The sequence below is a fragment of the Desertivirga arenae genome (assembly GCF_017355785.1).
GTDB lineage: Bacteria > Bacteroidota > Bacteroidia > Sphingobacteriales > Sphingobacteriaceae > Desertivirga > Desertivirga arenae.
In genome coordinates this window covers 172,890-197,789 of record NZ_JAFEWE010000003.1, presented here as the reverse complement: position 1 = coordinate 197,789, position 24,900 = coordinate 172,890, and the positions used below count along the sequence as shown (strand labels likewise).

The window sequence follows — 24,900 nt, the reverse complement described above, 5'->3', positions numbered from 1 at the left end:
TTTATGAGAACACACAATACACAATCGGCCTCTGTAAAATTTCTTTTCCTAATCTTTTTTGGCCTTGTTTCTTGCAAAAAAGAAGAGCAGCTGGAAGTCCAGAATCCAAGTATAAGTTTCCTTGTAAATGGTACAGCCAAATCTGCTGTTGGTGCGGATAATGTCTATGCCAAAATGGGAGAGGTGAATACCTTGACTATTACAGCCCAGCTTAAAGCTACAAACGAAATTGTTACCTTAGTGATCCCAGGAATAAGAGGAAAAGGCCAGTTTCCGATACCAGGAAGTGCAGAGGCTACCTACATCAATGGAATGATTCCTTCCGCAAATAATCACTCTGCAAGCTCGGGAACTATCAAGATAACTACTTATCAAAAGAATGGCCTTAAAGGAACCTTCGAGTTTAATAGTGCCAGCTCTGGTGGTTCTATAAAGAACATTACTCAAGGGGCTTTCGAAGCAGAGATTCAGTAATCCAAGAATTTCAATTAGCTATTGTTGTCATTACAAGCAGATGACAGCCATAAAGCAGTTCCACTGTATTTTTGCTAACTAAGCGAAGTGAATGGAACTTTACATAAAAAACATGGTATGCAGGCGCTGCGTGATAACAGTTGAACAAGTGTTGTCTGAGCAGGGTCTGCATTCCTTGTCTATAGAGCTTGGGATCGTGAAGCTCAGGGAGAAGGAGCTTTCTCCTGAAAAATTGGAAGCACTTAACATGAGACTGGGGGAGCTTGGTTTCGAGTTGCTTGACTCGGCTAAATCCCGATTGATAGAAAGAATCAAAAATACTATCATATCAAGAGTTCATCACACCGGGCCACTGGATCTAAAGGTAAATTGGTCGCAGATAATATCTAATGAATTACATCTTGACTATAATTATCTCAGCGCCTTGTTTTCCTCTGTAGAAGGATTTACAATCGAGCATTTTATTATCCGTCAGCGAGTTGAAAAGGCTAAGGAGTTACTTTTATACAATGAGCTTACCTTGAGTGAAATAGCATTTAATTTGGGTTATAGTAGTGTACAATATCTTTCTACGCAATTTAAACAGGTTACAGGCCAAACGCCTTCCAAATTTAAATCATCAACAACTGCTAATTTACAGCGGAAGCCTCTTGATTCTGTCAATGATTAGGGGAGGTAAAAAAGCCCTGATCAATATGAGATCGAACAGGGCATACATCAAATCTAAATTACAAATACACTTTAAACATAGATTCTTTCTTGCTTTCCAAGGTTCTATACTCATCGCACCCGGATAACTATCTAGAAATCTGATGCCACATTCGTTTTTTTGTAGTAATTGATGTATTTCCTGTATACGGCTTTAACACTCAAGCTTTAACGACCCATTCTGCCTGTAGAAATTTTCGGCAATTTGTACCTATTTTTTATTCTGATCTCCGGCTTCCCGTGCTTTCCTCTTAAAATAACCTCTGAACAAGAAATTGCTTTGCAGGGCCTTCAGATCTTCATTTAAATTGTAGCTGCTGCTTTCAAGATTTTCAATTATTCTTCGTAATTGCTCCGTTGTTTGCTGATCATTTAACAACAATCCTGCTGGAGCGTTCGTGTCATTTAATTTAGCGGAGGCTGTATTTAAGTTTGCGGTTATAGCATTAGCTGACTGAGCTGCCCGCTGAAAATCATAGGATGAGCTTTTAAGACGGTTGAAGATCACCGTATCGCTTACAAGATTATTTACAAGGCCCTGTTTATTATTTAATGAGTGGCTAAATGTTCTGAGCTCTGCAGCCATCTTATTGGTAGCAATAGTTGTACTTTGAAGATTAGCTACAATGCTCTTTATATTTCCAGCCATTTCTTCGTCGGAAAGAAGTGCGCCAGCAGTTCCTTTACCGGATGCCAGGTTAGAAGAGATCGTCTTGAAATCAGTAGTAATATCAACCAGGTTCCGGTTGTTCACCTGCAAGGTCTTCATCATTTCATCAGTAGAAAGCGTTTTATTTACGCGAATACGATCTCCATCTTCTATTGCTGGAACTTTTGGGTTTCCTCCATCTATCACTATTATTTTATTTCCTATAAGTCCGTCTGAACCAATACTGGCAGCAGCATCCTTTCGGATGTATTGGTGTGCATTTTCTTCAATATTCATGGTCACCTCTACCTGAGAAGTTCCATAGAATTGAATTTTTTTAATTGTGCCTATCTTCACTCCGGAAAACCAGACATTGTCACCCGCTTTTAAACCTTGGATATCATCAAAAACTACTTTCACTAAAAAGCTTTTAACGAATGCCTTTTTTTGGCTACCCAAGGTAAAAACACCCAGAACAAATATGAGTAGTCCAATAAATATAAATATACCAACTGTTATCTTACGTCGAGTGTCTGTTGCTTCCATTTCTTATTGAATAAAATTGTAATCGTAAAAAGGTCTTACCCGTGTATCTGTTGTATCGAAAACTTCATTAAATGTGCCTTGCCTTTCAAATTTGCCGTCAAGCAGAATGGTGACCCTGTCGCTTACTGCTTTAGCACAAGTCAAGTCGTGAGTAATGACAATGGAACTTGTATGATATTTTTCCTGTACCTCTTTTATTAAATCATTAATATCTTCTGAAGTAATTGGATCTAAACCCGCCGTGGGTTCGTCATACAGCATTATCTCAGGTTGAAGGATCAAGGTTCTGGCTATCCCGATGCGTTTTCTTTGGCCACCTGAAAGTTCAGAGGGCATCTGATCTATTGTCTGCATTAGGCCTACCGCATCAAGCACTTCTTCAACTGCTCTGTTAACTTCGCCCTTGGTGAGTCTTCTTTGATTCCTTACCAAAGGAAATTCAAGATTTTGACGTACCGTCATGCTATCATAGAGTGCACTATTTTGAAAGGAAAAGCCCACCTTCAACCGAAGGGCTAATAGTTCTTTATAAGTGATCTGATCTACAATATTTCCGAGAACGCGAACAGAGCCCTGGTCGGGCTTTAATAAGCCAACTATAATTTTAATCAATACGGACTTTCCTGTTCCCGACTTGCCCAACACCACCAGGTTTTCTCCCCGGTAAAGATCTAGATTAGCTTCCTTTAGAACATCCAGTTTACCAAAAGATTTACTTAGCCCTCTTATTTCAATAACCTTTTCTTTTGATTTAATATTTTCCATGATTCCCCTTTATACCGTTCTGAATAATGAAAAGAATTGGACCGTTATTACTTCTTCAAGAAAAACTAAAAACATTCCAATAACAACTGCGGAGTTGGCGGCTTTACCCACACCTTCAGTACCCTTTGAAGAGTTATAGCCCTGATAACATCCAACAATACCTATTGTAAAGCCATAGATTATGGATCGGATAGTGGAGGCTGTTATATCAAGAAAGGTTATGGATTCAAGGGCTGATAAGAAAAAGGCCTTCGCACTTGTACCTTCACTAAGCGAGACATTCAGCAATGCTCCAAGCATTCCTACTAAAGCTGTATAGAAGGATAATATGGGAATGGTTATAGTAGTTGCCATAACTCGGGTAGAAACTAAAAATTTAAAGGGATTAGTTGCGGACACCTCCATGGCATCGATCTGTTCGGTAACACGCATAGACCCAAGTTCTGCACCGATGCTTGAACCCACCTTACCTGCCGCTATAAGGGCAGTAAGAAGGGGAGCTAAAGTTCGTAATAATGCAATGGCCACGAGGGAGGGAAGCCATGATGTAGCTCCAAATTCAGCCAGGGACGGTCTGGATTGTTTAGTGAAGACAACACCTGTTATAAAACCAGTGGTAGATATAAGTATTAAGGACTGATACCCGATATTATAGCATTGATTAACGAGCTCTTTTATCTCGTAGGGTGGGAGAAAAGCTTCTTTAAAGAAGCGGGTCACAAATGCACCTACATCATATAACGTTAAAAACATGCGGCTTATCTTTCCCGGACCGTTTGTTTTACTAGAAGTGTTTTTTTCCATTAATGCGCTTGAAAGAATCTTAAGGGTTGTATTGCAGAGATCGCTAACTGAAATACTGCACATTAAACCACGTAACACTCTAAATGTTGTCGGTGATTCAAAAACGCATAATTTACAGGGGAATTAGGTTGAGTAAGAAAGCTTATAACAAAAACGGCCGGAATATAATTCCAGCCGCTTCTAAAACAGAAAACATGTTCTACATAGTCAATCTGTTACTTATTTGCCTGGCATCATAAAGATGTGCTCTTAATTTTGGTAGGCTTTTAATTGCGAATGCTTTAACCTGCGGGTCGCGCGACTGGGAAGCACTGGTAAACAAGCTAACAGCTTGCTCATGATCCTGAACCATCATCTGCATGTATTTTCTGTCGAACTCATTCCCTGAAAGGTTCTGAAGGCCGTTTGCATCTGCTGAATAATTACTGCTAACTGTTGAACCAACTGCACCCTGAGTGCTCATGTCATGAACCCCGGAGGTTTCCATGTTATTACCCGTTGTTCCCATGTTGTTAACAGAGTTATTAGTAGTATTGGTATTACCAGTATTGCTGGTACTTGAACTTGTATTTCCAGGAGTTTGACTACCTGTAATACCTGAACCTGTTGTTATGTTTACTGTACTTCCTGAGCCCTGATTCCCTGTTGTTCCTGAAATACTGCCGGTAGTGCTACCGTTTGTATTTAAACTACCACTAGAAACCCCTGTTTTCTGACCACTAAGCGTTCCGGATCCTGACATACTTCCCATATTGTTTGACCCTGCTCCAACTGCTGTCATTCCTCCCGAAACTGATACTCCTTTTGTTCTGGCTAGTGATGCTAATTGTTGGTGGTGCATAGAGTGATCTTTTACCATCATCATTGCGAACGACCTGACCTCAGGATTGGTTGCTTTGGTTTGAGCAAGACGGCTAAGCTCTATTTCTTTCATTCCAGATTGTGCTGCAGTTGAAATAAAACTGCTGGCTGAAGTTGTGTCCGCTGCAGATGAATTCCAAGAAGTATTTTTAGTGGATCCTAAGGTTTTGTTTGTTCCGTAGCTAGAAGTAATTCCGTTACCGATATTGCTTCCGTAAGTAGAGGGGCTACTACTGTTACGGTTGCTTAAGGATTTGTCAGTAGAAATACCGTTTCCACTGATTGAATTAGTACCACTCCCTGATAAGGTGCTTGAACTTCCTGCTCCGGCTCCCTGAGTACCCGAAACTCCTGTTGCTCCGGTCATCGTTCCGTTAGTATTGCCGGTTGATGTAACCGAGCCCGAGGAATTTACCGTTGATGTTGTTGAGGTACCTGATACTCCCGAATTGTTAGAATAATTTCCTAAGGAACTACCTGGATTAGTGGAGCCAGAGATACTATTGTCAACACCCGTTGTGCCAGTACTACTAGTTGTTGAACCACCAGATCCAGTCCCCGATGTACCGCTTGTTCCTGTTGACGCACTGTCTGTTCCTGTTCCGGTAGTTCCAGAAGAACCGCCAGATCCGGTTCCGGTTCGTGTTGTTGAACAAGCAGCCAACGTTCCAGCAGCTAAGATTGCTAACGTTAGATTTTTTAATGTTTTCATAGGTTTTGATGTTAGATGTTAAGTTTTTAGTTTCATGTTTTCATTGATCTTACTGCTGCAAATAATGTTCCAGTACCTTATGATTGCAGAAATGAATAAACAGTATTACTGTGAGCTGGAAATGAGTTAATTACCCGTCTAAAATTTGGTGGTGAAAAATCAAAAAAAATGTATCTTTCGCTTCTGCAGTACGTTTAATTAATTGGTGAGTTTTAGAGTGAAAAAAGTTAAGCTTTCCAATGAGGGGAATTCATTTGGAAATTATGGTGTAAGTGTAAAGACTTTAATTTGTCTTGTATTCCAATTCTTCTTTTTTGGCGTTTTTGTTAATGCGTCCCCCTATAAAATAAAGGAACGTACCAAGATTTACATGAAAGAAGCTGGGGCAGACTCATTGCTATTAAAATTTGACAATGACTTTGAAGTACCCGTCACAATTAAATTATCTGTAGAACTTGAAAATCTCCAGGCTCCTCTTAAACGCGAAATATTCGCTGTTGTTCCAGCAAAGGCCGTCGGTTTTAATTTAAGCGTTTTCAAACGTAAAGATCCCACCAGGGAATATCAGTGCTACTACCGCTGGAAAGTAGTATTAGGCGACGTAAATAAAAGACCAGACCAGGGTTATTTGTATGCTTTACCTTATGCAAAAGAAAGATCTTATAAAATTTCTCAGGGCCCCGGTGGAGTATTTAGTCATCAGGATTTGTTCGCTTATGATTTCGTTATGCCTATAGGTACTCCAATTACGGCAGCACGCGATGGGATAGTTGCTTCAGTAAAGACAGATTCAGGTATTGGCGGTCCTGGTAAAGAGTTTATTGATGAGGCCAATTTTATTTCGATATATCATGCTGATGGAACTATAGCTAATTATATCCATTTGAACAAAGATGGATCTGTAGTAAAAGAAGGGCAACTAGTTAAAAAGGGGCAGATAATTGGATATTCAGGAAACACTGGATTTTCAAATGGTCCCCACTTGCATTTCGAAATTATTCAACCAACTATCGATACAGATAAGAATAAGGCAATAAGTTTTAACTGGGAGCAAAAACAGAATTCATTATTCAGCGTACTAAGTAGGAAGCCGTAGTTAACACACTGTAATAGCTTAAAGATCAATACTGTTAATAACTTCACATCCTTGATCACTTAACTGCTTCTTTGCCTTTTCAAAGCCTTGTTGATTAATTGCCCTGGTAGCATCTTGAATATAATACGTACGAAAACCTTCTGTAATTGCATCAAGAGCAGTAAAGTAAACGCAGTAGTCGGCAGCTAAACCTGCAACATAAACCTCCGTTACACTTCTATTTCTAAGCAAGCCTGTTAAACCTGTAGGCTTAAGGTGTCCGTTATCATAGAAAGCGCTGTAACTATCTATGTCAGGATTGGTACCTTTTCGAATAATTGCTTCTGATCTTCTCCAATCCATTTCAGAGGAAAGCTGGGCTCCAAAAGTAGTTTGAATACAGTGGTCTGGCCATAACTCTTGTTGTATTCCATTAAGCTCTATCACGTCAAAAGGTGTTTTTTGATCATGATTAGAGGCGAAACTTTTATGATTCAAAGGATGCCAGTCCTGAGTAGCAACTACGAGATCAAATTTGTCCTGAATACTATTGATAATCGGAATAATTTCGTTGCCAAAAGGAACAGCAAGTGCTCCCCCGGGAAGAAAATCATTTTGAACGTCGATGATCAGGAGAGCCTTCATAGGTATATAGTTTAGTTTCTTAATACTACCCGCTTAAGTCGTTTAACAGTTCCTTTCCAAAGACCTCCGTCTATTTGAATCCGCCGGTCAGTAGTCCATACTAAAGCCTTAATGTTATTTACATAATAAAGTTTTCCAAATCCCCTATTCCGGAGTTTCAAAGCCATCCATCCGTCTTCATTAGTGCCAGGAGGATGATTAAAGCTGTCTACCTCTAATCCTTGCAATCTTCGGAAACCCGAATTGAAACCATAAACATTTACGGCTTCATCCTTAACGTATTTGTTTAGTTTCCGGGTAAGATCAGCAAAATATTCATAGAAAAAATAGGTCATTCGCCCGGTACTTCCAATAGGAATAAAAGAGAAACGACCATATACAGCAGCAACATTGCTATTATCAAGTGGCTTGACCATCTCTTCGATCCAATCTTCAGGATATATTGTATCCGCGTCTGCATTTAAAATATATTTTCCTTTTGCTACAGAGAGGCCCATGTTCCTGGCAGGGGTGATGCCTTGAACCGATTGAAGCACACAATTAACGCCGCATTTTTTAACTAATTCCTCTGTTTTGTCTTTAGAATTATTATTAACTACGATAATTTCAACCGCCCTTGTTGTCTTATTGTTACAAAGAGAGGCAAGGGTTTGAACAATATTATCCTCTTCGTTATATGCAGGCATTACAATTGATACTTCGGGCTCAATGCCTTTATTAAGTCGAGTGTAAGCGTTTCTCGTTTCTTCAAATACTTGAGAGGAGTTTTTATTTGCGTTCCAATATTTTAGAACGTAAGCGGGGATGGAGACAGGCCTCATTAAAATTTCGTAGTTCGATTAAATGGTGGTTCTTAATATTTTCTAAATCTTATCGAATAAGGTCTGCTAATATAGTTTAAACTTTACCTTCCTGAATAATTCTGCTTTAGAATTATCAGTTTTAAAGCATTTCTATTTTGCTGTGTTATTAATACCTTAGCCAAAAGAATTATTCCTGTTTACGGAAAGAAACCAATTAGTTTTAAAAGAAATGAAAAAACTTTTTTATTCGGTTCTAATGTTGAGCCTTTTAGTGTTAAATGCAAAAGCACAAACAAAAGCAGAAAAGCAGGTGGCATCTGCTGTGGAGCAGCTAAAAAAGGCGATGGTTGATGGAAAAAAGGAAGACCTGGAGGCTATAGCTTCAGAATATCTAAGTTACGGACATTCGGGTGGTAAGGTAGAGGATAAAACAGCATTCGTAGAGGCAATTTCAAGCGGAAAATCTGATTTTGTGACTATAGACCTTACCGAACAAACTATTAAAATTTCGGGCAAGACTGCTATTGTACGTCACAAATTGAATGCACAAACTAATGATAGTGGCAAGCCTGGTAGCGTTAATCTATCAATCCTGCTTGTTTTCGCTAAGGAGCATGGAAAATGGAAACTGTTAGCAAGGCAAGCTGTCAGACCTCCGGCAGCATCCTAATGACCTTTATTATAGTAAATTTAAACCCGCTGCCGCGGGTTTTTTTGTGCTCGGTATTTTTAATCTAACATTTCTCCTGCTACTGATCACGGCTTTACAACTTTTGTCATATGAAGTTGAAGAAAGATTAATAGCTTTGCTGCAATTCCTACTCTTTATGAAGATTGTTGCAACTGATGGCTTTGCCCTTAACCCTGGGGATTTAAATTGGGACGAGATACATAATCTTGGAGATCTAAAGGTTTTTGACAGGACAGGGCCTGAAGAAATAATTTCCAGATGTTCCTCTGCTGAGATCATTCTTACAAATAAAGTAGCTTTTCCCAGCGAGATCCTGAACCAGCTTCCAAAGCTACGGCTTATATGTGTGCTAGCTACCGGATATAATATTATCGACACTAAGGCTGCTGCAGAAAGAGGTATCATTGTATGTAATGTTCCGGATTATAGTTCTTTGTCTGTAGCTCAACATACCTTTGCGTTTATTCTTGAATTTGCAACTCAGGTTGGTTTACATTCAGCGTCGGTCCATAAAGGTGATTGGAGTAACTGTGCGGATTTCAGCTACTCTTTATCCCCAATTTTTGAAATAGCTGGCAAAACATTAGGTTTGGTAGGATTTGGCAACATAGGGCGTAAAGTTGCCGAAATAGCACAGGCTTTTGGGATGGAAGTATTATATCACACCCCAACAATTAAAGATACAGCTTATGCCCGACACGTTGGTTTAGAAGAGCTTTTTTCGGAGAGCGATTTTATTTCTCTTCATTTACCATTAAAGGCTGATAACAAAGGATTTGTAAACGGCGATCTTATCTCAAGAATGAAGAGAAATGCCTTCTTCATTAATACAGCCAGAGGACCTTTAGTAAATGAACAAGACCTGGCAGATGCTCTAAATTCAGATAGAATAGCAGGTGCTGGAATAGATGTGCTTTCAGTAGAGCCACCTCCACCAAATAACCCATTGCTCAGCGCTAAAAATTGCTTTATAACACCTCATAACGCCTGGATGAGTAGGGAGGCGCGTGAGCGTATAATGGAGACAACCTATAGGAATATACGTTCTTTTGTTGCTAATGAACCTATCAATGTAGTAAGTTAAACTTATATAATTAAATTAATGAATTCTCTCTCTGATTATCTTCCTGTTAAACATTCTGAAACAGTTCTGGCTGAGTTGATGATCCCATCCTATGCTAATTTCGGTGGAAAGATCCACGGAGGACTCATTCTTTCACTAATGGATAAAGTTGCTTATGTATGCGCAACAAAACATGCTTCTGCCTACTGTGTCACAGCATCTATAGACACAGTTGATTTTAGGCAACCTGTTGAAGTAGGGGAATTAGTAACACTAATGGCATCTGTAAATTACGTCGGCTCCAGCTCGATGGTTGTTGGTATCAGGGTGATTTCTGAGAACGTTAAAAATCATACAGTAAAGCATACCAATACAAGTTACTTTACAATGGTTGCCATCGATGAGGATCATAGACCTTTAAAAGTTCCAGGTTTAATACTTGAAAACGAAGAACAGTTAAGGCGATTTGTTGAGGGGAAACGCCGGAAGGAACTAAAGATTCAGCACAAGGAAGTTGTAAAGCAAGTTCTTACCTCGGTACAATGTGAAGCGGATAAGATTCTACTTACCGACGAGCGTTGTAAAATCTCATTTTAGTTCCAACGAAAATGCAGTAGAAAAAACTTTCGAATAAATTATAGAACACATACCTGAACATAAATGTATTTTTATAGTTTTGCGCATGTTTTAACCTTATGTTTTTTTAATATCACAATTCAAGGGGATGGACAATAAAAGAATTGTTTTTGTAAATAGGCATTTTTGAAAAAACGTTATTTTATTGGTTACTTTTTTTCGATTTTCTATTTTTTAATCTTATTATTGCCATATTATTAATATTTACAGATATTTTTTTAGTTTGTAATAAATTAAATACTTTTACACGGCAGATTCTCTGCAAGAAAAGGGTTTGGGAAATTTTCAGTAAAGTTTGGTATATTTTAAAGTATGAATGAGTTCGATCTATCGTTGAAATCGAAGAGGAACGGGGTGTCGAGAACGAAATTAATTTCAAAAATTTCAGTTTTGGCGGCATTATTAATCGCAGAGACGATTACTTCCTGTAAATCTGTAGATTTTTATGAAGCTAAACCGGTTTACAGTTCAAGAGGAAAAACAGTTTTTCCTCCTCCGGGAATGGTTTATGTACCTGCTGGTACTGTTATCTACAAGAGTTCCGCTGAGGGGGACAGAAAAGTGAGTTTAAGTCCATTTTTTATGGATGCAACTGAAGTTACAAATTACCAGTATCGCGAATTTGTGAACTGGGTGGCAGATTCAATTGCAGTTGTCGACATCCTTAAGGACGAAAAGTATTTCATTTCTTCCAAAAAATCTAAACCGGCAGTTAAGTCAAAAAAAGGTAAAGGAGCATCAACATCTTCTTCATCTGTTGCCTTAATCAAGTCTATCGATTGGGATAAAGTTAGACCTCATGGAAGCAAAACTCCTTTATGGCAGAATCGCGATGCTGAAATTCAGTCGAAATTACAAGAGGCTAAGCTAGTTGTCGAAATCAACGGAAGGAACAGCCTTAATAAGGAGATGGTGAAGTATGGCTACTTTTTCCGCCATGCTGCCGGGCCAAATGCTGATAAATATGTAAAAGAAAATATCAGTGTTGTTCCAGAAACTGACGTTTGGATTAATGATTTTCCTAACTCTCAGGTGGAATTGATGACTGAAAACTACTATCAAACAAAAGCTTTTGATCATTATCCGGTAGTTGGGGTAAGTTGGATGCAAGCCAGAGCATATTCCAATTGGAGAACAAAAACTTCTGCTTTATTAGTTAATAAAACAAATAATTCTTTACGTAATTCTGCCCTTAACTTCAGTTTACCAACAGAATCACAATGGCAGTATGCCGCTACTGGTGGGGTTGATCCAACAGATAAGGAAGCAATAAGAAAGAATACCCTTCTTACTTACAAAGACAAAAAGTCTAAGAAAGAAAAATTGCTTGTAAATTATAAGCAGGGTGAAGGCAATTATACTGATGATGGTTCAACCTTCACTTTACCTGTTAAATCTTATGCTCCTAACTCATTTGGGTTGTATAATATGAACGGAAACGTTGCTGAGTGGACTCTAGATGCATTCAGTCCTTCGGCTATCGAATTTGTGCACGACTTAAATCCTGTTCTTCAATATGATGCAGACGATAAAGCTCCTGCGGCTATGAAAAGAAAGGTGGTTAGGGGTGGTTCCTGGAAAGACAGTGGACAGACATTAGATATTGAATCTAGAAACTACGAGTTACAAGACAGATCACACTCTTACATTGGCTTTAGATGTGTGATGCCAGCTGTAGAGGTAATAACCGATCAGGTAAGAACCCGTAAGACGAAAGAGTTGGTAGAAAAGAGTAAGAAAGGTTCTAAAGATTCAAAATCCTCAGAGCCTAAAAAGTCTAAAAAAGGGTCTTCAGATAAAAAATCAGCTTAATTGGGCTGAGCACAGATAAAGAAATTACTATGATAAAGAAATTTTTACCACTGCTTTTTGTTGTTATGGGAGCGGCTTCTGTGAAAGCGCAAGAGCCTGTTGATTCTTTGCCTCCGGTTATGGACGGATTTCAAGGTATCAGTATTCTGGAAAAGGCTGTTCCTTTTGATTATCCGAAAGTTGATCCGGCTAACGTTAAATTTTACAAAAGGATTTGGAGAGATATTGATCTTAGATTACCTGAGAACAAAGTGCTTGCGACACCTGGCTCGGAATTGATCAATTTGTTATTAACTGGAATCAAGGCGCGTAAAATTGGAGTATATGATCCATCTGACGATGCCTTTAAGAAAAGACTTTCTAGCGAAGAAGGTGAGAAGAGACTTAAAGGAGATAGCGTAACCGTTCCTACTAAATTTGATGATCAGGGTAACGCTATAGAATGGACCAAAATGGTTAATGATTTCAATCCTGATAAGATTATTAAGTTCAGAATCAAGGAAGATGTTTTCTATGATAAGCAACGTTCGAAAGTAGAGACACGTATAGTTGGTATTGCACCTCTGATGCGTTTAGATGTTGCCGGTCTTGATTCAAATCAAACGGTACCTGCTTTCTGGCTTTATTTTCCTCATTGCCGTTACCTTATCGCTTCAAAAGATATTTCAGATCCGGATAACGGAATCCAGGAAATGAGTTTAGATGATTATTTTGTTCAAAGGAAATTCTCTAGTATTATCATCAGAGATTCTAATCCTGCAGGCCTTCGTATTGCTGACTATGCAAAAGATGCAGAAGCGCAGCAGAAAGAGGCTCAAAGAATAGAGCAAGGTATTCAGGATTACAAAAAGCGAATTTGGTCTGTTACACCTCCTGACAAGTCAAAGGAAACAGCAAAAGTCAAAGAATAATAGTTATCCATAGGGATATTTTAAAGGGCAATCTTTCAGGTTGCCCTTTTTTGTTTTCTGCTGGTAGTATATTTAAACAAGCTTTTATCCTAAGTTCTTAAAATACAGGAGTAATACAATTATTACGTCAGAAATAATTGTCATTTTGAAATTTTAAGCTTTAATTTGGCCTGCAAACAATTAAAACCTAGGTTACCAACCAAACATTATGAGCAATCAGATCGTAGCCGTCGATATTAATATCCCAGGCATAAGAGCGGCAATTGTGGACAACGAAACCAGGACAGTAGTGCCGGGTACTGAGTTTTTTGAAGAAATAGACGCTGATGAGACGTTAGAAAATTTTTTAGACAGATGGACACACGTTATTACACATGTTCATTCTATGAGAGGGATACCAATCTCTAAATTTGCTATAACTATTCCTGGCCCATTTGATTACGAAAACGGTATATCATTAATGCATAACCAGAAGAAGTTTGAGTCCTTGTATCAACAGAACGTGAAGAACTTACTTGCGGAAAGATTAGGAATTTCTCCATTGAATATTCGTATGGACAATCCAGCTCCACGTTTAGTAAAAGCTGAGCAAATGGTAGGGGCTGTAAAAGGTTATAATAACATACTTGGATTTACTCTGAATTATGGTCTCGGATCAGCAAGAGTTGTAGATGGAGTTTCCGAAGATGCTAACATGTGGAATAAGCCATTTAAAGATGGAATAGCAGAGGACTACATTGGGATAGGTTGGTTGATCCAGCGTTATGAGGATTTTACCGGAATTCGGGCTAAGGATGTTGCAGAACTCACAGACTTAGCATCCGAGGATGAAGGCATTGGCCACTTGGTTTTCAATGAGTATGGCGAAAACTTTGTTAAGTTCTTGCTTCAATATATTGGATCTTTCAATCCGGATGCCCTACTTATTGGTGGTCACAACAATGCCTGGGAACTTTTTATAGGACATGTGAGCGATCGTCTCGGGGACAAGGATATAAAGATCCCCATTGTGTCGGCCATTTTAGGGCCTTCTGCTACCTTGATAGGAGCCGCAGCACTTTGGGATTAGATAAAAGGAAAAAGCGCCTCAGGCGCTTTTCTTCTTTCAGGAATTACCTGTTATTCCAGTTGCTTCGATTTCAGTCCCGATAGAATCAATGACGGATGGGGACAAATCTGAAATTTCCACTGACTTCCACCTTCCATCTACATCTTTAAAAATCCTTGCTATAAATTTCAAATTTTGTGTGATCACAAAATTGCCTGGAACTTTGTCTTCCTGTGCTTGTAGCGTTTGTTCAACGTTATTTATAAATAGTTTTATCTCGATTGTTTGCATAGACTAGCTTTTGAAGATATATCAAATAAAGCCTCCTTTTGTTTGAATTGAAAGGATAGGGTGGGATGTATAAGGTAGAAATAAAAACGGCCCTTGATGGGCCGTTTTGTGATATTTTTTATTTTTACTTCTTTGGCTGCTTAGCCTGTTGTTGACGCATATATTCTTCCATGCGTCGTTGGAAGCTAGACTGTTTCTTCTCACCTTCAGGTTTCTTTTTATTCTCCTGAATTTGCGCGTGGATCTTATTGTCGTTTACAAATTGTCTGATTAGGAACTGTTGTCCGAAAGTTAACATATTTGCCAGGAAATAATAATAGTTCAACCCTGCAGGATAGCTGTTCAAAACACCCAGAAATATTATAGGGGTAATGTAACCGATATATTTCATCTGCCCGGTAGCTCCTGAAGTTTGATTATTAAAGTAAGTGTAGATTAACGTAGAAATAGTCATTAAAATACACATTAAACTCAAGTGATCTCCCAGGAATGGAATTTCAAATCCGAAATTTATGAAAGAATCGTAAGTCGAAAGATCCTTCATCCATAAAAAGCTTTCACCTCTTAATTCAAAAAGATTAGGGAAGAAGAAAAAGAATGCCATTACAATAGGCATCTGCAATAGCATCGGGATGCAGCCACCCAATGGGTTTACGCCAGCTTTCTTGTATAGTTTAAGGTATTCCTGCTGTAATAATGTAGGATTATCTTCTCCAACTTTTGTCTTAATTTCATCCATTTCAGGCTTTAAAACACGCATTTTAGCCATGGATAAATATGATTTATAGGTTAGGGGAGACAGAACTAATTTCAAAATTAAGGTAAGCACCAAAATGATTAATCCATAACCCCAGTTAAATTTCTCAAGCGTATTAAAAATTGGTATTACAGCAAACCGATTGACCCACTTTAATGGCCCCCAACCTAAATCAATCAATTTCTCGAGATTGTTGCCCTGAACCTTTAGCGTGTTATATCTGTTAGGTCCGAAATAAAACTCCATGGGATAAGATGTCCTTTTTGCTGGGAGCGTAAGGGTAGCTGTGAATGACTTCACAACACCAGGTTCAGCCGAAGTAGTTACCGCTAGAGAAGCCTTATCAAAACCATCTTTTGCTATCAGTACATTAGAGAAAAAGTGTTGTTTAAAAGACACCCATTTAACTTTTTCCTCTTCTCCAAGGTCTTTCTTCTCATCTTTTGTCAGTCCGATTCGTTCAACTTCTTCTCCCAATTGGTAGTAAGCGCCTGAATACCTGTGTTCACTCTTAATGTCCTTCTCTTTTTGCCTTAAAACCGCGTCCCAATTCAAAACAGGTGCTGCAGTGAATGCCTGGTCAAGCCCGTTGGATATTATGTCGAATCCAAGTTTAAAACCTTCCCCTTTAAGCGAATACACATATTGAAGAGCCTGATTAGCGCCGTAGTTTGCTGTAAAGGTTACAGAAGATGAATCCTTTTGAGTAACTTTTAAAGCAGGAGAGGATGGAGTAAAGAATAAGTCTCTGGTGTTTACAGTTGAGCCATTAACTTTTAGTGCAAGATTGAAATTGCTTTCCTCCCCGGTAAAAAGAACAAGGGGTTTTTGATCGTAGGTTTTGAATTTTTTTAATTCAACACTTTCAACTCTTCCTCCTTTGGTACTGATATTTACTTTTAAATCTTCGTTTTCAAGTACTACAGTTTGTGCCTTTCCCACTCTGGCACTTCCGAAAGGACCTTTTAACAGATTGGAGTCTACTACTGCCGGTGCAGTGGCGGCTTGGACTGGTTTTGCCCGGCCTAATTTCGTTTCCTGAGCATGTTTTATAGAATCCTGAACAATCTTTTCTCTTTTAATTTCTTCTTCAGAAGGCTTCATTAAATAAGTGGCCCCAAAAAGGATAACTAAAATCAGAAAAAATCCCGTGAATGTATTTCTATCCATTATGTGATATTTCCTTATCTTTTTGCTTTATTATTAATGTTATTTTTTTCTTTTACTTGCAAGTGCGGCTGCGACAAAGCTAACAAAAAGAGGATGTGGATTGGCAACTGTTGATTTTAATTCAGGGTGGAACTGACCACCTACAAAAAACGGATGGTTTTTCAATTCAACTATTTCAACAAGGTTGTTGTCCGGATTAATTCCTGATGCTAACATACCAGCTTCTTCGTATTTCGTTAAATACTCGTTATTGAACTCGTAGCGGTGTCTGTGACGTTCTGTAATACGTGTTTTACCATAGATGGCTGCAGCTTTAGTTCCTTTCTTCAAATCACATATATAAGACCCTAAACGCATAGTACCACCTTTGTTCTTGATCCTCTTTTGCTCTTCCATCATTGAGATCACCGCGTTATGCGTATCCTCGTTCATCTCAGTACTATGAGCATCCTCAAGGCCAAGAACATTACGTCCAAATTCAATAACTGCACATTGCATACCTAAACAGATTCCAAAAAACGGAATATGTTTCTCACGTACGTATTTAATTGCAGAAATTTTTCCTTCAATTCCGCGGCTGCCAAAACCAGGTGCCACTAAAACACCATCAAGTCCCGCTAGTTTTTCAGCTACGTTTTCTTCGGTAATGCTTTCAGAGTGTATTGAATGTATTTCAACTTTGCATTCGTTTCTTGCACCGGCATGAATAAAAGATTCAATAATGGATTTGTAAGCGTCCTGTAATTCGACGTATTTACCTATAAGACCTATATTAACTTCAGCTGTTGGATTTTTCAATCTGCCAAGGAAGTCTTTCCAGCTTTCAAGATTAGGTTCATGTTTTAGTGGAAGTTTAAGCTTAGTTAAAACTGTTTTATCCAGCTGTTCTTTAAGCATCAACAATGGAACGTCGTAAATTGTAGATGCATCAATTGATTCAATTACTGCATTTATATTGACGTTACAGAATTGGGCAATCTTACGACGTATATCTTGAGTAATATGATGTTCAGTGCGGCAAACTAATACATCGGGTTGAATACCGTATTCTAGTAACATCTTTACAGAGTGCTGAGTTGGCTTTGTTTTTAGCTCTTTAGCTGCTGCAAGGAAAGGAATTAGTGTAAGATGGATCACCAGAGAGTTACTGTACCCAACCTCCCAACGGAACTGGCGAACGGCTTCAATAAACGGTAACGACTCTATGTCACCCACTGTACCCCCTAATTCTGTGATTACGATATCGTACTCTCCGCTTTCGCCGAGAATACGGATGTTCCTTTTAATTTCATCCGTAATGTGAGGTACTACTTGAACTGTTTTACCAAGGTAAGCCCCTTCGCGTTCCTTATTAATAACATTTTGGTAAATACGGCCGGTGGTAACGTTATTTGATTGAGATGTTGGGACATTTAGAAAACGTTCGTAATGACCAAGGTCTAGATCCGTTTCAGCACCATCTTCAGTAACAAAACACTCACCATGCTCATAGGGATTTAAAGTTCCCGGGTCAATGTTGATGTAGGGGTCAAATTTTTGAATGGTTACGCGATAGTCGCGGGCCTGAAGAAGCTTAGCTAAAGATGCGGAAATAATACCTTTTCCTAAAGACGAGGTAACGCCACCCGTAACAAAAATATATTTGGTCATTTAACAAGATTTTTTAATCGACTTCCTCTTTTTTATTGAAATCAATTGTTTTTGTACGGGATGCAAAGTTACGAAAATAATCGACTCCTGCCAGATTGTTGAAAACAGAATTATGTTGATAAGAGTTTATCTCAAATTGTAGTTGGACAGGGTGTTTTGACCAATTAAAAAACATTTACATTTGACCTTCATTAAAAGTTGAAATTATTCCACAGAAGTGGGTGTTAATGTTTCTCATTTTGGATTTTAACTTTGAATTTATACTTTGAAAAAATGGTAGATTTCAATCGATTTGTTTTAAGCAACGGACTTAAGGTATTAGTACATGAAGACTTCACTAATCCAATGGCTGTTGTTAATGTTTTATACGATGTGGGAGCAAGAGATGAAGACCCTGAGAAAACAGGATTCGCACATCTTTTCGAACATCTTATGTTTGGTGGGTCTATTAATGTTCCTTCTTACGATGAGCCTCTTCAACGCGTAGGAGGAGAAAACAATGCATTCACCAGCAATGATATAACGAATTATTACATTACCCTTCCTGCTGCAAATCTTGAAACGGCCTTTTGGTTAGAGAGCGACAGGATGTTAAGTCTTGCATTTTCTCAGAAAAGTTTGGAAGTTCAGAAAAACGTTGTTAGTGAGGAATTTAAACAGAGATACTTGAACCAACCTTATGGAGATGTTTGGTTGAAATTGCGTCCGCTGGCGTATAAAGAACATCCATATCGATGGGCAACAATAGGAAAGGAATTGTCTCACATAGAGGAAGCTACAATAGGTGATGTAAAGGGATTCTTTGCTAAGCACTACAATCCTTCTAATGCCATTTTGGTGGTTGGAGGATCTGTTTATACATCCCAAGTAAAAGAATTGGCAGAGAAATGGTTTGGATCGATTCCAAGGGGAGAAAAGCCCATAAGGAATTTACCCAAAGAACCAGTACAATTGGAGGCCAGAAGGGAAGTGGTAACAGCTGATGTTCCATTGAACGCTATTTACATGGCCTTCCATATGCCAGGTAGACAGGATAATGGTTATTACGAGTGCGATCTTATTTCAGATATCCTCTCTAGAGGAAATGCTTCTCGATTGTATATGAGCCTTGTTAAAGAGCAAAAGCTGTTTTCTGAGATTAGCGCTTATATAACTTCAAGTTCCGACCCCGGCCTATTTGTAATCGAAGGAAAATTAACAGAGGGTATTGATCCGCAATTAGCAGAAGCAGCTATTTGGAATGAAATAGATATTTTGAAAAATGAACTAATTCCTGAGCGGGAACTAACTAAGGTTAAAAATAAGGTAGAATCTACAATGGTTTTCGCCGAGATGAGCCTTCTTGATAAAGCTATGAATCTGGCATTTTTTGAATTGATGGGAAATGCAGCCGAACTAAACAACGAAACTCAAAAATACCTTTTAGTCACCCAGCAGGATCTGCAAAACGTGGCTAACAAAGTATTTACCAAACAGAATTCATCAACCCTTCTATATTTAGCTAATTAATGATAGAAAGAACACAAGCACCTGCATTCAGACAGGTTGAAAATATAGAACTTATAAAGGCTGAATCATACAGTCTTGACAATGGTATCAACCTATTCTCAATAAATGCAGGATCGCAGGACTTAGTACGTATTGAACTTATATTCAATAACGTGAATTGGAACCCCGAAAAGCCTTTACAGGCTTATGTAGTAAATTCGATGCTGGTCGAGGGGACTAGAACCCTTCGTTCTCACGAAATAGCCGAGGAAATAGACTATTACGGGGCATTTCTTCAAACGGATTATAATTATGACCAATCCATTGTCACGCTTTATACCTTAACTAAGCACCTCAATTCAACTTTGCCTGTAGTGAAACAGATCCTTACTGACTCTGTATTCCCTGAAGAGGAACTCGCAACGTTTAAACGGAATCAGAAGCAGAAGTTAAGTATTAATCTCGAGAAAAATGATTTCCTGAGTCGTCGCATTTTTAATAAGGCACTATTTGGTAACACTATTTACGGTTTTAGTTCTACTTCAGAAGATTATGATAAATTAGATAGAGATCAACTTGTTGAGTATTTCAACCTTGCTTACCGGCCTGGTAATTGCACCATAGTGGTCTCTGGAAAAGTAGATGAAGCAACGATATCTTCAATTAATGATCATTTTGGTAGAGATTGGGATAAAGGAGTTAGCTTGCATCAGAATACATTTACCATTCCGGTAAGAAGTGGTTCAGAGAACTATTTTGAGCGGGAAGGCGCTTTACAATCAGCTATAAGGATCGGAAATTTGTCTATCAACCGAAATCATCCAGATTTTGCTGCTCTACAGGTATTAAATACAGTTCTTGGAGGCTACTTCGGCTCACGTTTGATGGCAAATATTCGTGAGGATAAAGGATATACGTATGGTATAGGGTCAGCCCTGGTATCATTTAAAAACATGGGGTATTTCTTTATAGCGTCGGAAGTAGGTGCTGATGTTTGTACCTCAGCTGTAGAGGAGATCAAAAAGGAGATAGACTTACTTAGAACAGAACGGATTTCCGAAGGAGAATTATCACTGGTAAAAAACTACATGCTTGGTTCTTTCCTTGGTGGGTTGGAAAATGCGTTTTCACATGCCGACAAGTTCAAAAATATATACTTCTCAGGGCTCGACTATAGCTACTATTCAAACTATATAGAGACTGTAAAATCGATCACTTCAGACAAGCTTCTTGAATTAGCACAATTCTACTTCAATTTCGATTCCTTCGAAAAAGTAATAGTTGGTAAAAAATAGTTTATTTAAGAGCAAGCGTTTGAGGTTTGTCCGGCGCTTGCTCTTATTCATTCAGCCTTTCTAGTGCTGCTTTAAGATCTGTAGATTCCTTTGTTATATCTTGCCATAGATCACCTTTTTCCTTAATTCTATCAAGGGTATTAAAAATGGTAAAGGCCTTTATGTCAAGATCTTCATTTACTTCTTCCCATAATAAAGGTGTTGAAACTGTTGCTCCGGGTTTAGGTCTTACAGAGTATGGAGCAGCAATGGTTTGCCCGCGCCTATTCTGTAAAAAATCAAGGTATATCTTCTTTTTTCGTTTGGAGGGACTTCTTTCAAGACTGGTTGTATCTGGATGCTGTTCTAAAATTAGCTTTCCCAGGTATTGCACAAAGTTCTTGATTATGTCATAATCATACTTTGCACCTACATGAATAAAGATGTGAAGACCTCTTGATCCCGAAGTTTTAATAAAAGAACGTACTTTCATTTGATCCAGGATTTCTTTGGTTGTTTGGGCAACGCGTACAACTTCTGTAAAATCGTCAACGTCATTAGGATCTAGGTCCATTACAGCAAAGATTGGATTTTCAGGTTTTTTATAGGTACTGAGCCATGGATTAATCTCTATGCATCCCAAATTTGCCATCCATAAAAGAGTAGGGAGATCATTGCATATCAAATAGTCTATGTTCTTATCGTTACTTTCAGAATGTATTGGTTGCGATTTTATCCAAGATGGTATCTGATCTGTATCCAGGTCTTTTTGGAAAAAATTGCTTCCTTTGATACCATTAGGATGACGATTTAAAGAAAGTGGTCGGTCTTTTAGATAGGGAAGGATATAATCGCTTATACTTCTGTAATACGCTATTAAATTTCCTTTTGTAATACCTTCGTCTGGCCAGTAAATTTTGTTGAGGTTAGTTAACTTAAGTTCCTTTTTTCCAAATCTTTCCTCTTGTTCATTTGCTGATTCAGTTACCAAGTTGATGCCACCTTTTTTTAAGTTAGCGGCAGGAGAGGAGCTCTCATTTTTTTTATCGGTATACTCTGCTGCAACTTCTTTTGCAGCTTTATCCTCTCTCAAGCCTTTGAATACTGGATGCCTTAACATATTGTCATCTGTCCACTCAGAAAAAGTCACTTCACAAACCAATTCAGGTTTAACCCACGTTACACTTTTTTCCTGTTTTACTTTTGCTGAAACTGGTTTTTTTTTATCTATCAATGGCAACAGTAGGTCGTACAAAGATCTAAGTCCTTCTTCATTAAAACCGGTGCCTACATTTCCAATATACTTCAATTCTCCCTGATCGATCATTCCTAAAACCAGTGATCCAAAATACGCTCTGCTTCCTTGGGGTCTAGTAAACCCGACTATTACAGCCTCTTGTGAATTTTGGACCTTAAATTTTAGCCATTTACCTGTTCTTTTATCACTTTCATATCTGCTCGAACTATCTTTTGCAATAATTCCTTCCCAACCATTTTCTACAGCCTCTGCAAATAGTTTCTTGCCTTTGCCCATATTATGCCTGCTAAAGATCAACGAATTTTCTACGCTATTTCTTAACAAGGCCGCCAGGAGCTCTTTTCTCTTCATAAGCTCCAGCTGTCTAATGTCATGTCCATTCAAAGCAAGCAGGTCAAAGGCATAAAATTTTAACTGAGTTTCTTTATCCTTCGGGTCGTAATTTTGCAATTTTTGAAATATAGCTCTTCCATTTTTATCCTCAACTACAAGCTCCCCATCAATGATAGCCAGGTCTTTGATAGAAGCAAGCGCCTTCGTAACCGTTTTATATTTTGTTGTATAATCTAGCCCGTTTCTTGAAAGTAATTTTACTTCTTTACCCGTTGAAGCCAATATCCTATAACCGTCTAGTTTCCTTTCGTAGATCCATTTTTCATCGTCAAAAACTTCAGCTTCCAATTTAGCTAACATGGGTTTAAAGTTTTCTATCTCAAGTTTTTTTTCAGCAGATTTTTGCTTCACCTTTGGCTTTGCATTTGCCTTCTCGGCCTTCGCGAGCTTTTTCCGATCTTCACCTCGTTTCTTCTCCCGCTCGGGTATCAGATCTTCCGCATCGAACTTTTCAGTCACCGCAAACTCGTCTTTGTGCTTAATAAGTAGCCAGGAATTATCTTCACTATTTTTAATTTTTACTAGGGCGAACTCTCCTTTAAGGATTTTTCCTTGCAGCCTAAACTTTAAATTTCCATTATACAGGCCTTTTTTTAATTCACCTTCGCCTGTTCCTTCCAGTGCCTCATAGGTACCTTCGTCGAAGATACTAACTACTCCGGCGCCATAATTTCCTTCAGGAATTACACCTTCGAATGTTCGGTAGTCGTAGGGGTGATCCTCAACCATCATAGCGAGGCGCTTGTCTTTGGGATTAAGAGAAGGGCCTTTAGGTACCGCCCAACTTTTTAGAACGCCCTCTAACTCAAGTCTAAAATCGTAGTGAAGCCTCGACGCATGGTGCCGTTGGACTACGAACTTTAGCGTGTCCGTTGAAGATTTTGTGCCACTGTCAGGCTCTGTGGTTTCATTGAAATTTCTTTTCTTTTTATATTCTTGTAATCCCATTTATGCTCCTTTCCGGGATGTGTCAAGGCTTTGCATCAGCATATCATACAAATTATCGTCTGATGCTTTTTTAGGTTTTAATTTTTTAATTGTAGGTTGTTTTCCTTTTGCTTTTAACTCTATAATCCTGAGAAGCTCATGGTGATATTCGTCCTTGAATTTCTCAATCTCCAACTTGGAACTATACTGGTTGATGAGAGCTAATCCCATATCTAATTCCTTTTTGCTAACTTCAACATTATCGGGAGTTAATATCTCTTCAGATGAACGAACTTCTTCTGCAAAGCGAATCTTGGAGATAACAATTACTTTTTCAAGAGGGTGGAGGATACATAGGTTCTCACTCGTGCGAAGTACAAAACGTCCTAATCCAGCCTTCTTCGATTTTTGTAGAGCTTTATGTAACAAAGCATAAGCTTTTCTTCCTTGTGTCTCAGGTTCTGCGTAGTAGGCAGTTTCGTAATAGATTGGATTTACTTCATCCATATTAACAAAGTTCTCAATCTCAATCATTTTGCTCTTCTCCGGTGCAGCTTCTTCAAAATCCTTATCTTCAAGAATTACATAGTTCTCATTGTAGGGATACCCTTTAACAATTTGGTCGTAAGGAACTTCCTTTCTGGTTTTTTCATTTATGCGCTGGAATCGTATTCTGGAATGATCCCGTCCATCGAGCATATCAAGTCCCAATGAACTATTTTGTACCGCAGAATATAATTTGATTGGTATATTAACCAATCCAAAGCCAATAGAACCTTTCCAGATAGATCTCATAAGCCATCAATTGTATTGTCAGTTTTGAACATGTTAAAGTACATCTGATCTAGTTCGAGAAAAGATTGATTAATGGTAAAACGCTGAGAGGTAATGAAATATTTAAGTTCTTCATCTTCTAGAATTGTACCTTGCAAGACGTCATCATAACCATCAAGGACAATCTGCTCAGCATTTCTACAGCTTTCTATTATTTCCTGATCACCACTTCCTGAAGCCTTGGCTTTGATTATCTGCCAAGAACGTTCAAGATTGGAGAGAAATCCCACGTTATTCGCATCCGGATTTCCACCTAATCTTATAATTCTATTCTTAAGTTCGATCTGCAGAGCTTCACGTTCAATTAGCAGTTGATTAAGAAAATTTTTAAAATTTGTATCTTTAACTTTTTCAATAGCTTCCTGAAAATGCTTGCGACTGTCTGAAACTAAACCTAACAAGCGCTGCAGTTGCCTGGTATGGTTTTCCGGATATGTTGTAGTTTTCATAGGTTTAAATTCAAGCTTGATATAGTTTAAAACGCCTATGGATATAAATGGTTTTTATTTAAGCACTTCCCCCAATAAAGTTTACTCTTTCGGATTATAATTAATATTATGTTAACTAAGTATTTCTGATGCCCCTATCGTTTCTTTATAATCTGTTATTATTACTTTGCAAATTTTATTAGTAGCTTCTATAAGTTACTATTTAA

23 protein-coding genes are annotated in these 24,900 nt (G+C 38.3%); 11 read left to right on the top strand and 12 right to left on the bottom strand.

What is annotated here, in order from left to right; translation table 11 throughout:
* Positions 1–3: 3 nt before the first annotated feature.
* The gene (locus J4N24_RS07835) at positions 4–474 is read left to right on the top strand and encodes a DUF6252 domain-containing protein (RefSeq protein WP_207533121.1); all 471 of its coding nucleotides are present in this window, start codon (positions 4–6) and stop codon (positions 472–474) included.
* Positions 475–565: 91 nt separating this feature from the next.
* Positions 566–1,144 (top strand): helix-turn-helix domain-containing protein, encoded by a 579-nt coding sequence (locus tag J4N24_RS07830; protein ID WP_207533120.1) that lies wholly within the window; start codon positions 566–568, stop codon positions 1,142–1,144.
* Positions 1,145–1,393: 249 nt separating this feature from the next.
* Here the strand turns inward: J4N24_RS07830 and J4N24_RS07825 are convergent, their stop codons facing one another.
* The 4 genes from J4N24_RS07825 to J4N24_RS07810 form a co-directional block, all read right to left on the bottom strand.
* Entirely contained in the window at positions 1,394–2,377 is a 984-nt protein-coding gene (locus tag J4N24_RS07825) for an MlaD family protein (protein WP_207533119.1), read from the bottom strand.
* A gap of 3 nt (positions 2,378–2,380) precedes the next feature.
* A complete protein-coding gene (locus J4N24_RS07820; protein ID WP_207533118.1) occupies positions 2,381–3,142 on the bottom strand; it encodes an ABC transporter ATP-binding protein in 762 nt (253 codons plus the stop codon).
* A 9-nt stretch (positions 3,143–3,151) separates the two neighbouring features.
* Positions 3,152–3,946 carry an MlaE family ABC transporter permease gene (locus J4N24_RS07815; protein ID WP_207533117.1) on the bottom strand — a complete coding sequence of 265 codons (795 nt, stop codon included), beginning with the start codon at positions 3,944–3,946 and terminating at the stop codon, positions 3,152–3,154.
* Positions 3,947–4,145: 199 nt separating this feature from the next.
* Positions 4,146–5,519: a DUF4142 domain-containing protein gene (locus tag J4N24_RS07810; protein ID WP_207533116.1), complete on the bottom strand. Its 1,374-nt coding sequence runs from the start codon at positions 5,517–5,519 to the stop codon at positions 4,146–4,148.
* A gap of 217 nt (positions 5,520–5,736) precedes the next feature.
* Here J4N24_RS07810 and J4N24_RS25850 point away from each other — a divergent pair, with 217 nt between their 5' ends.
* Positions 5,737–6,615: a M23 family metallopeptidase gene (locus J4N24_RS25850; RefSeq protein ID WP_207533115.1), complete on the top strand. Its 879-nt coding sequence runs from the start codon at positions 5,737–5,739 to the stop codon at positions 6,613–6,615.
* Between the two features lie 18 nt (positions 6,616–6,633).
* On the opposite strand, the gene pncA is transcribed toward J4N24_RS25850, so the two are convergent.
* Together pncA and J4N24_RS07795 are read right to left on the bottom strand one after the other, a co-directional pair.
* Positions 6,634–7,239, bottom strand: coding sequence for a bifunctional nicotinamidase/pyrazinamidase (gene pncA, locus J4N24_RS07800; protein ID WP_207533114.1), 606 nt, complete (start codon positions 7,237–7,239; stop codon positions 6,634–6,636).
* A gap of 11 nt (positions 7,240–7,250) precedes the next feature.
* Positions 7,251–8,060, bottom strand: a complete 810-nt coding sequence (locus J4N24_RS07795; protein WP_207533113.1) for a glycosyltransferase family 2 protein — start codon at positions 8,058–8,060, stop codon at positions 7,251–7,253.
* A 211-nt stretch (positions 8,061–8,271) separates the two neighbouring features.
* On the opposite strand from J4N24_RS07795, the gene J4N24_RS07790 reads away from it, so the two are divergent.
* The 6 genes from J4N24_RS07790 (at position 8,272) to J4N24_RS07765 (ending at position 14,224) form a co-directional block, all read left to right on the top strand.
* Positions 8,272–8,712 carry a nuclear transport factor 2 family protein gene (locus J4N24_RS07790; protein WP_207533112.1) on the top strand — a complete coding sequence of 147 codons (441 nt, stop codon included), beginning with the start codon at positions 8,272–8,274 and terminating at the stop codon, positions 8,710–8,712.
* Positions 8,713–8,869: 157 nt separating this feature from the next.
* Positions 8,870–9,817: a D-2-hydroxyacid dehydrogenase gene (locus J4N24_RS07785; protein WP_207533111.1), complete on the top strand. Its 948-nt coding sequence runs from the start codon at positions 8,870–8,872 to the stop codon at positions 9,815–9,817.
* Positions 9,818–9,835: 18 nt separating this feature from the next.
* Positions 9,836–10,393, top strand: coding sequence for an acyl-CoA thioesterase (locus J4N24_RS07780; protein WP_207533110.1), 558 nt, complete (start codon positions 9,836–9,838; stop codon positions 10,391–10,393).
* Positions 10,394–10,744: 351 nt separating this feature from the next.
* Entirely contained in the window at positions 10,745–12,244 is a 1,500-nt protein-coding gene (porK, locus tag J4N24_RS07775) for a T9SS ring complex lipoprotein PorK/GldK (protein WP_207533109.1), read from the top strand.
* Between the two features lie 29 nt (positions 12,245–12,273).
* On the top strand, positions 12,274–13,155 hold the full coding sequence (gene porN, locus J4N24_RS07770; protein WP_207533108.1) for a type IX secretion system ring subunit PorN/GldN: 882 nt from the start codon (positions 12,274–12,276) through the stop codon (positions 13,153–13,155).
* 208 nt (positions 13,156–13,363) lie between these two features.
* Positions 13,364–14,224: an ROK family protein gene (locus J4N24_RS07765; protein ID WP_207533107.1), complete on the top strand. Its 861-nt coding sequence runs from the start codon at positions 13,364–13,366 to the stop codon at positions 14,222–14,224.
* Positions 14,225–14,260: 36 nt separating this feature from the next.
* Here J4N24_RS07765 and J4N24_RS07760 read toward each other — a convergent pair whose 3' ends face one another.
* From J4N24_RS07760 to pyrG, 3 genes are all read right to left on the bottom strand, one after another.
* Positions 14,261–14,494 carry a hypothetical protein gene (locus J4N24_RS07760; protein ID WP_207533106.1) on the bottom strand — a complete coding sequence of 78 codons (234 nt, stop codon included), beginning with the start codon at positions 14,492–14,494 and terminating at the stop codon, positions 14,261–14,263.
* A 124-nt stretch (positions 14,495–14,618) separates the two neighbouring features.
* Positions 14,619–16,421 carry a membrane protein insertase YidC gene (gene yidC, locus J4N24_RS07755; RefSeq protein ID WP_207533105.1) on the bottom strand — a complete coding sequence of 601 codons (1,803 nt, stop codon included), beginning with the start codon at positions 16,419–16,421 and terminating at the stop codon, positions 14,619–14,621.
* Between the two features lie 39 nt (positions 16,422–16,460).
* The gene (pyrG, locus tag J4N24_RS07750) at positions 16,461–18,071 is read right to left on the bottom strand and encodes a CTP synthase (protein WP_207533104.1); all 1,611 of its coding nucleotides are present in this window, start codon (positions 18,069–18,071) and stop codon (positions 16,461–16,463) included.
* A gap of 273 nt (positions 18,072–18,344) precedes the next feature.
* On the opposite strand from pyrG, the gene J4N24_RS07745 reads away from it, so the two are divergent.
* Together J4N24_RS07745 and J4N24_RS07740 are read left to right on the top strand one after the other, a co-directional pair.
* Positions 18,345–19,580: a M16 family metallopeptidase gene (locus J4N24_RS07745; protein WP_207533103.1), complete on the top strand. Its 1,236-nt coding sequence runs from the start codon at positions 18,345–18,347 to the stop codon at positions 19,578–19,580.
* The gene (locus J4N24_RS07740; protein WP_207533102.1) at positions 19,580–20,854 is read left to right on the top strand and encodes a M16 family metallopeptidase; all 1,275 of its coding nucleotides are present in this window, start codon (positions 19,580–19,582) and stop codon (positions 20,852–20,854) included. Before J4N24_RS07745 ends, J4N24_RS07740 begins: the two co-directional genes overlap by 1 nt.
* Positions 20,855–20,897: 43 nt before the next feature.
* Here the strand turns inward: J4N24_RS07740 and ligD are convergent, their stop codons facing one another.
* The 3 genes from ligD to J4N24_RS07725 are packed head-to-tail and all read right to left on the bottom strand — an operon-like array spanning position 20,898 to position 24,694.
* Positions 20,898–23,432 (bottom strand): DNA ligase D, encoded by a 2,535-nt coding sequence (ligD, locus tag J4N24_RS07735; protein WP_207533101.1) that lies wholly within the window; start codon positions 23,430–23,432, stop codon positions 20,898–20,900.
* Positions 23,433–24,206 carry a non-homologous end joining protein Ku gene (gene ku / locus J4N24_RS07730; RefSeq protein WP_207533100.1) on the bottom strand — a complete coding sequence of 258 codons (774 nt, stop codon included), beginning with the start codon at positions 24,204–24,206 and terminating at the stop codon, positions 23,433–23,435.
* Complete coding sequence (locus J4N24_RS07725) at positions 24,203–24,694, bottom strand: PA2169 family four-helix-bundle protein (protein WP_207533099.1); 492 nt, start codon at positions 24,692–24,694, stop codon at positions 24,203–24,205. The genes ku and J4N24_RS07725 overlap by 4 nt, the downstream gene beginning before the upstream one ends.
* Positions 24,695–24,900: the final 206 nt, after the last annotated feature.

Bases quoted from the DNA above. Each gene is read 5' to 3' on its own strand.
- J4N24_RS07815 (WP_207533117.1), bottom strand. From the start codon at position 3,946: ATGGAAAAAAACACTTCTAGTAAAACAAACGGTCCGGGAAAGATAAGC.
- pncA (WP_207533114.1), bottom strand. From the start codon at position 7,239: ATGAAGGCTCTCCTGATCATCGACGTTCAAAATGATTTTCTTCCCGGG.
- J4N24_RS07830 (WP_207533120.1), top strand. From the start codon at position 566: ATGGAACTTTACATAAAAAACATGGTATGCAGGCGCTGCGTGATAACA.
- J4N24_RS07780 (WP_207533110.1), top strand. From the start codon at position 9,836: ATGAATTCTCTCTCTGATTATCTTCCTGTTAAACATTCTGAAACAGTT.
- J4N24_RS07810 (WP_207533116.1), bottom strand. From the start codon at position 5,519: ATGAAAACATTAAAAAATCTAACGTTAGCAATCTTAGCTGCTGGAACG.
- J4N24_RS07785 (WP_207533111.1), top strand. From the start codon at position 8,870: ATGAAGATTGTTGCAACTGATGGCTTTGCCCTTAACCCTGGGGATTTA.
- ligD (WP_207533101.1), bottom strand. From the start codon at position 23,432: ATGGGATTACAAGAATATAAAAAGAAAAGAAATTTCAATGAAACCACA.
- pyrG (WP_207533104.1), bottom strand. From the start codon at position 18,071: ATGACCAAATATATTTTTGTTACGGGTGGCGTTACCTCGTCTTTAGGA.
- J4N24_RS07825 (WP_207533119.1), bottom strand. From the start codon at position 2,377: ATGGAAGCAACAGACACTCGACGTAAGATAACAGTTGGTATATTTATA.
- J4N24_RS07760 (WP_207533106.1), bottom strand. From the start codon at position 14,494: ATGCAAACAATCGAGATAAAACTATTTATAAATAACGTTGAACAAACG.
- J4N24_RS07740 (WP_207533102.1), top strand. From the start codon at position 19,580: ATGATAGAAAGAACACAAGCACCTGCATTCAGACAGGTTGAAAATATA.
- J4N24_RS07795 (WP_207533113.1), bottom strand. From the start codon at position 8,060: ATGAGGCCTGTCTCCATCCCCGCTTACGTTCTAAAATATTGGAACGCA.
- yidC (WP_207533105.1), bottom strand. From the start codon at position 16,421: ATGGATAGAAATACATTCACGGGATTTTTTCTGATTTTAGTTATCCTT.
- J4N24_RS07765 (WP_207533107.1), top strand. From the start codon at position 13,364: ATGAGCAATCAGATCGTAGCCGTCGATATTAATATCCCAGGCATAAGA.
- J4N24_RS07835 (WP_207533121.1), top strand. From the start codon at position 4: ATGAGAACACACAATACACAATCGGCCTCTGTAAAATTTCTTTTCCTA.
- porK (WP_207533109.1), top strand. From the start codon at position 10,745: ATGAATGAGTTCGATCTATCGTTGAAATCGAAGAGGAACGGGGTGTCG.
- J4N24_RS07820 (WP_207533118.1), bottom strand. From the start codon at position 3,142: ATGGAAAATATTAAATCAAAAGAAAAGGTTATTGAAATAAGAGGGCTA.
- porN (WP_207533108.1), top strand. From the start codon at position 12,274: ATGATAAAGAAATTTTTACCACTGCTTTTTGTTGTTATGGGAGCGGCT.
- J4N24_RS07725 (WP_207533099.1), bottom strand. From the start codon at position 24,694: ATGAAAACTACAACATATCCGGAAAACCATACCAGGCAACTGCAGCGC.
- J4N24_RS07745 (WP_207533103.1), top strand. From the start codon at position 18,345: ATGGTAGATTTCAATCGATTTGTTTTAAGCAACGGACTTAAGGTATTA.
- ku (WP_207533100.1), bottom strand. From the start codon at position 24,206: ATGAGATCTATCTGGAAAGGTTCTATTGGCTTTGGATTGGTTAATATA.
- J4N24_RS07790 (WP_207533112.1), top strand. From the start codon at position 8,272: ATGAAAAAACTTTTTTATTCGGTTCTAATGTTGAGCCTTTTAGTGTTA.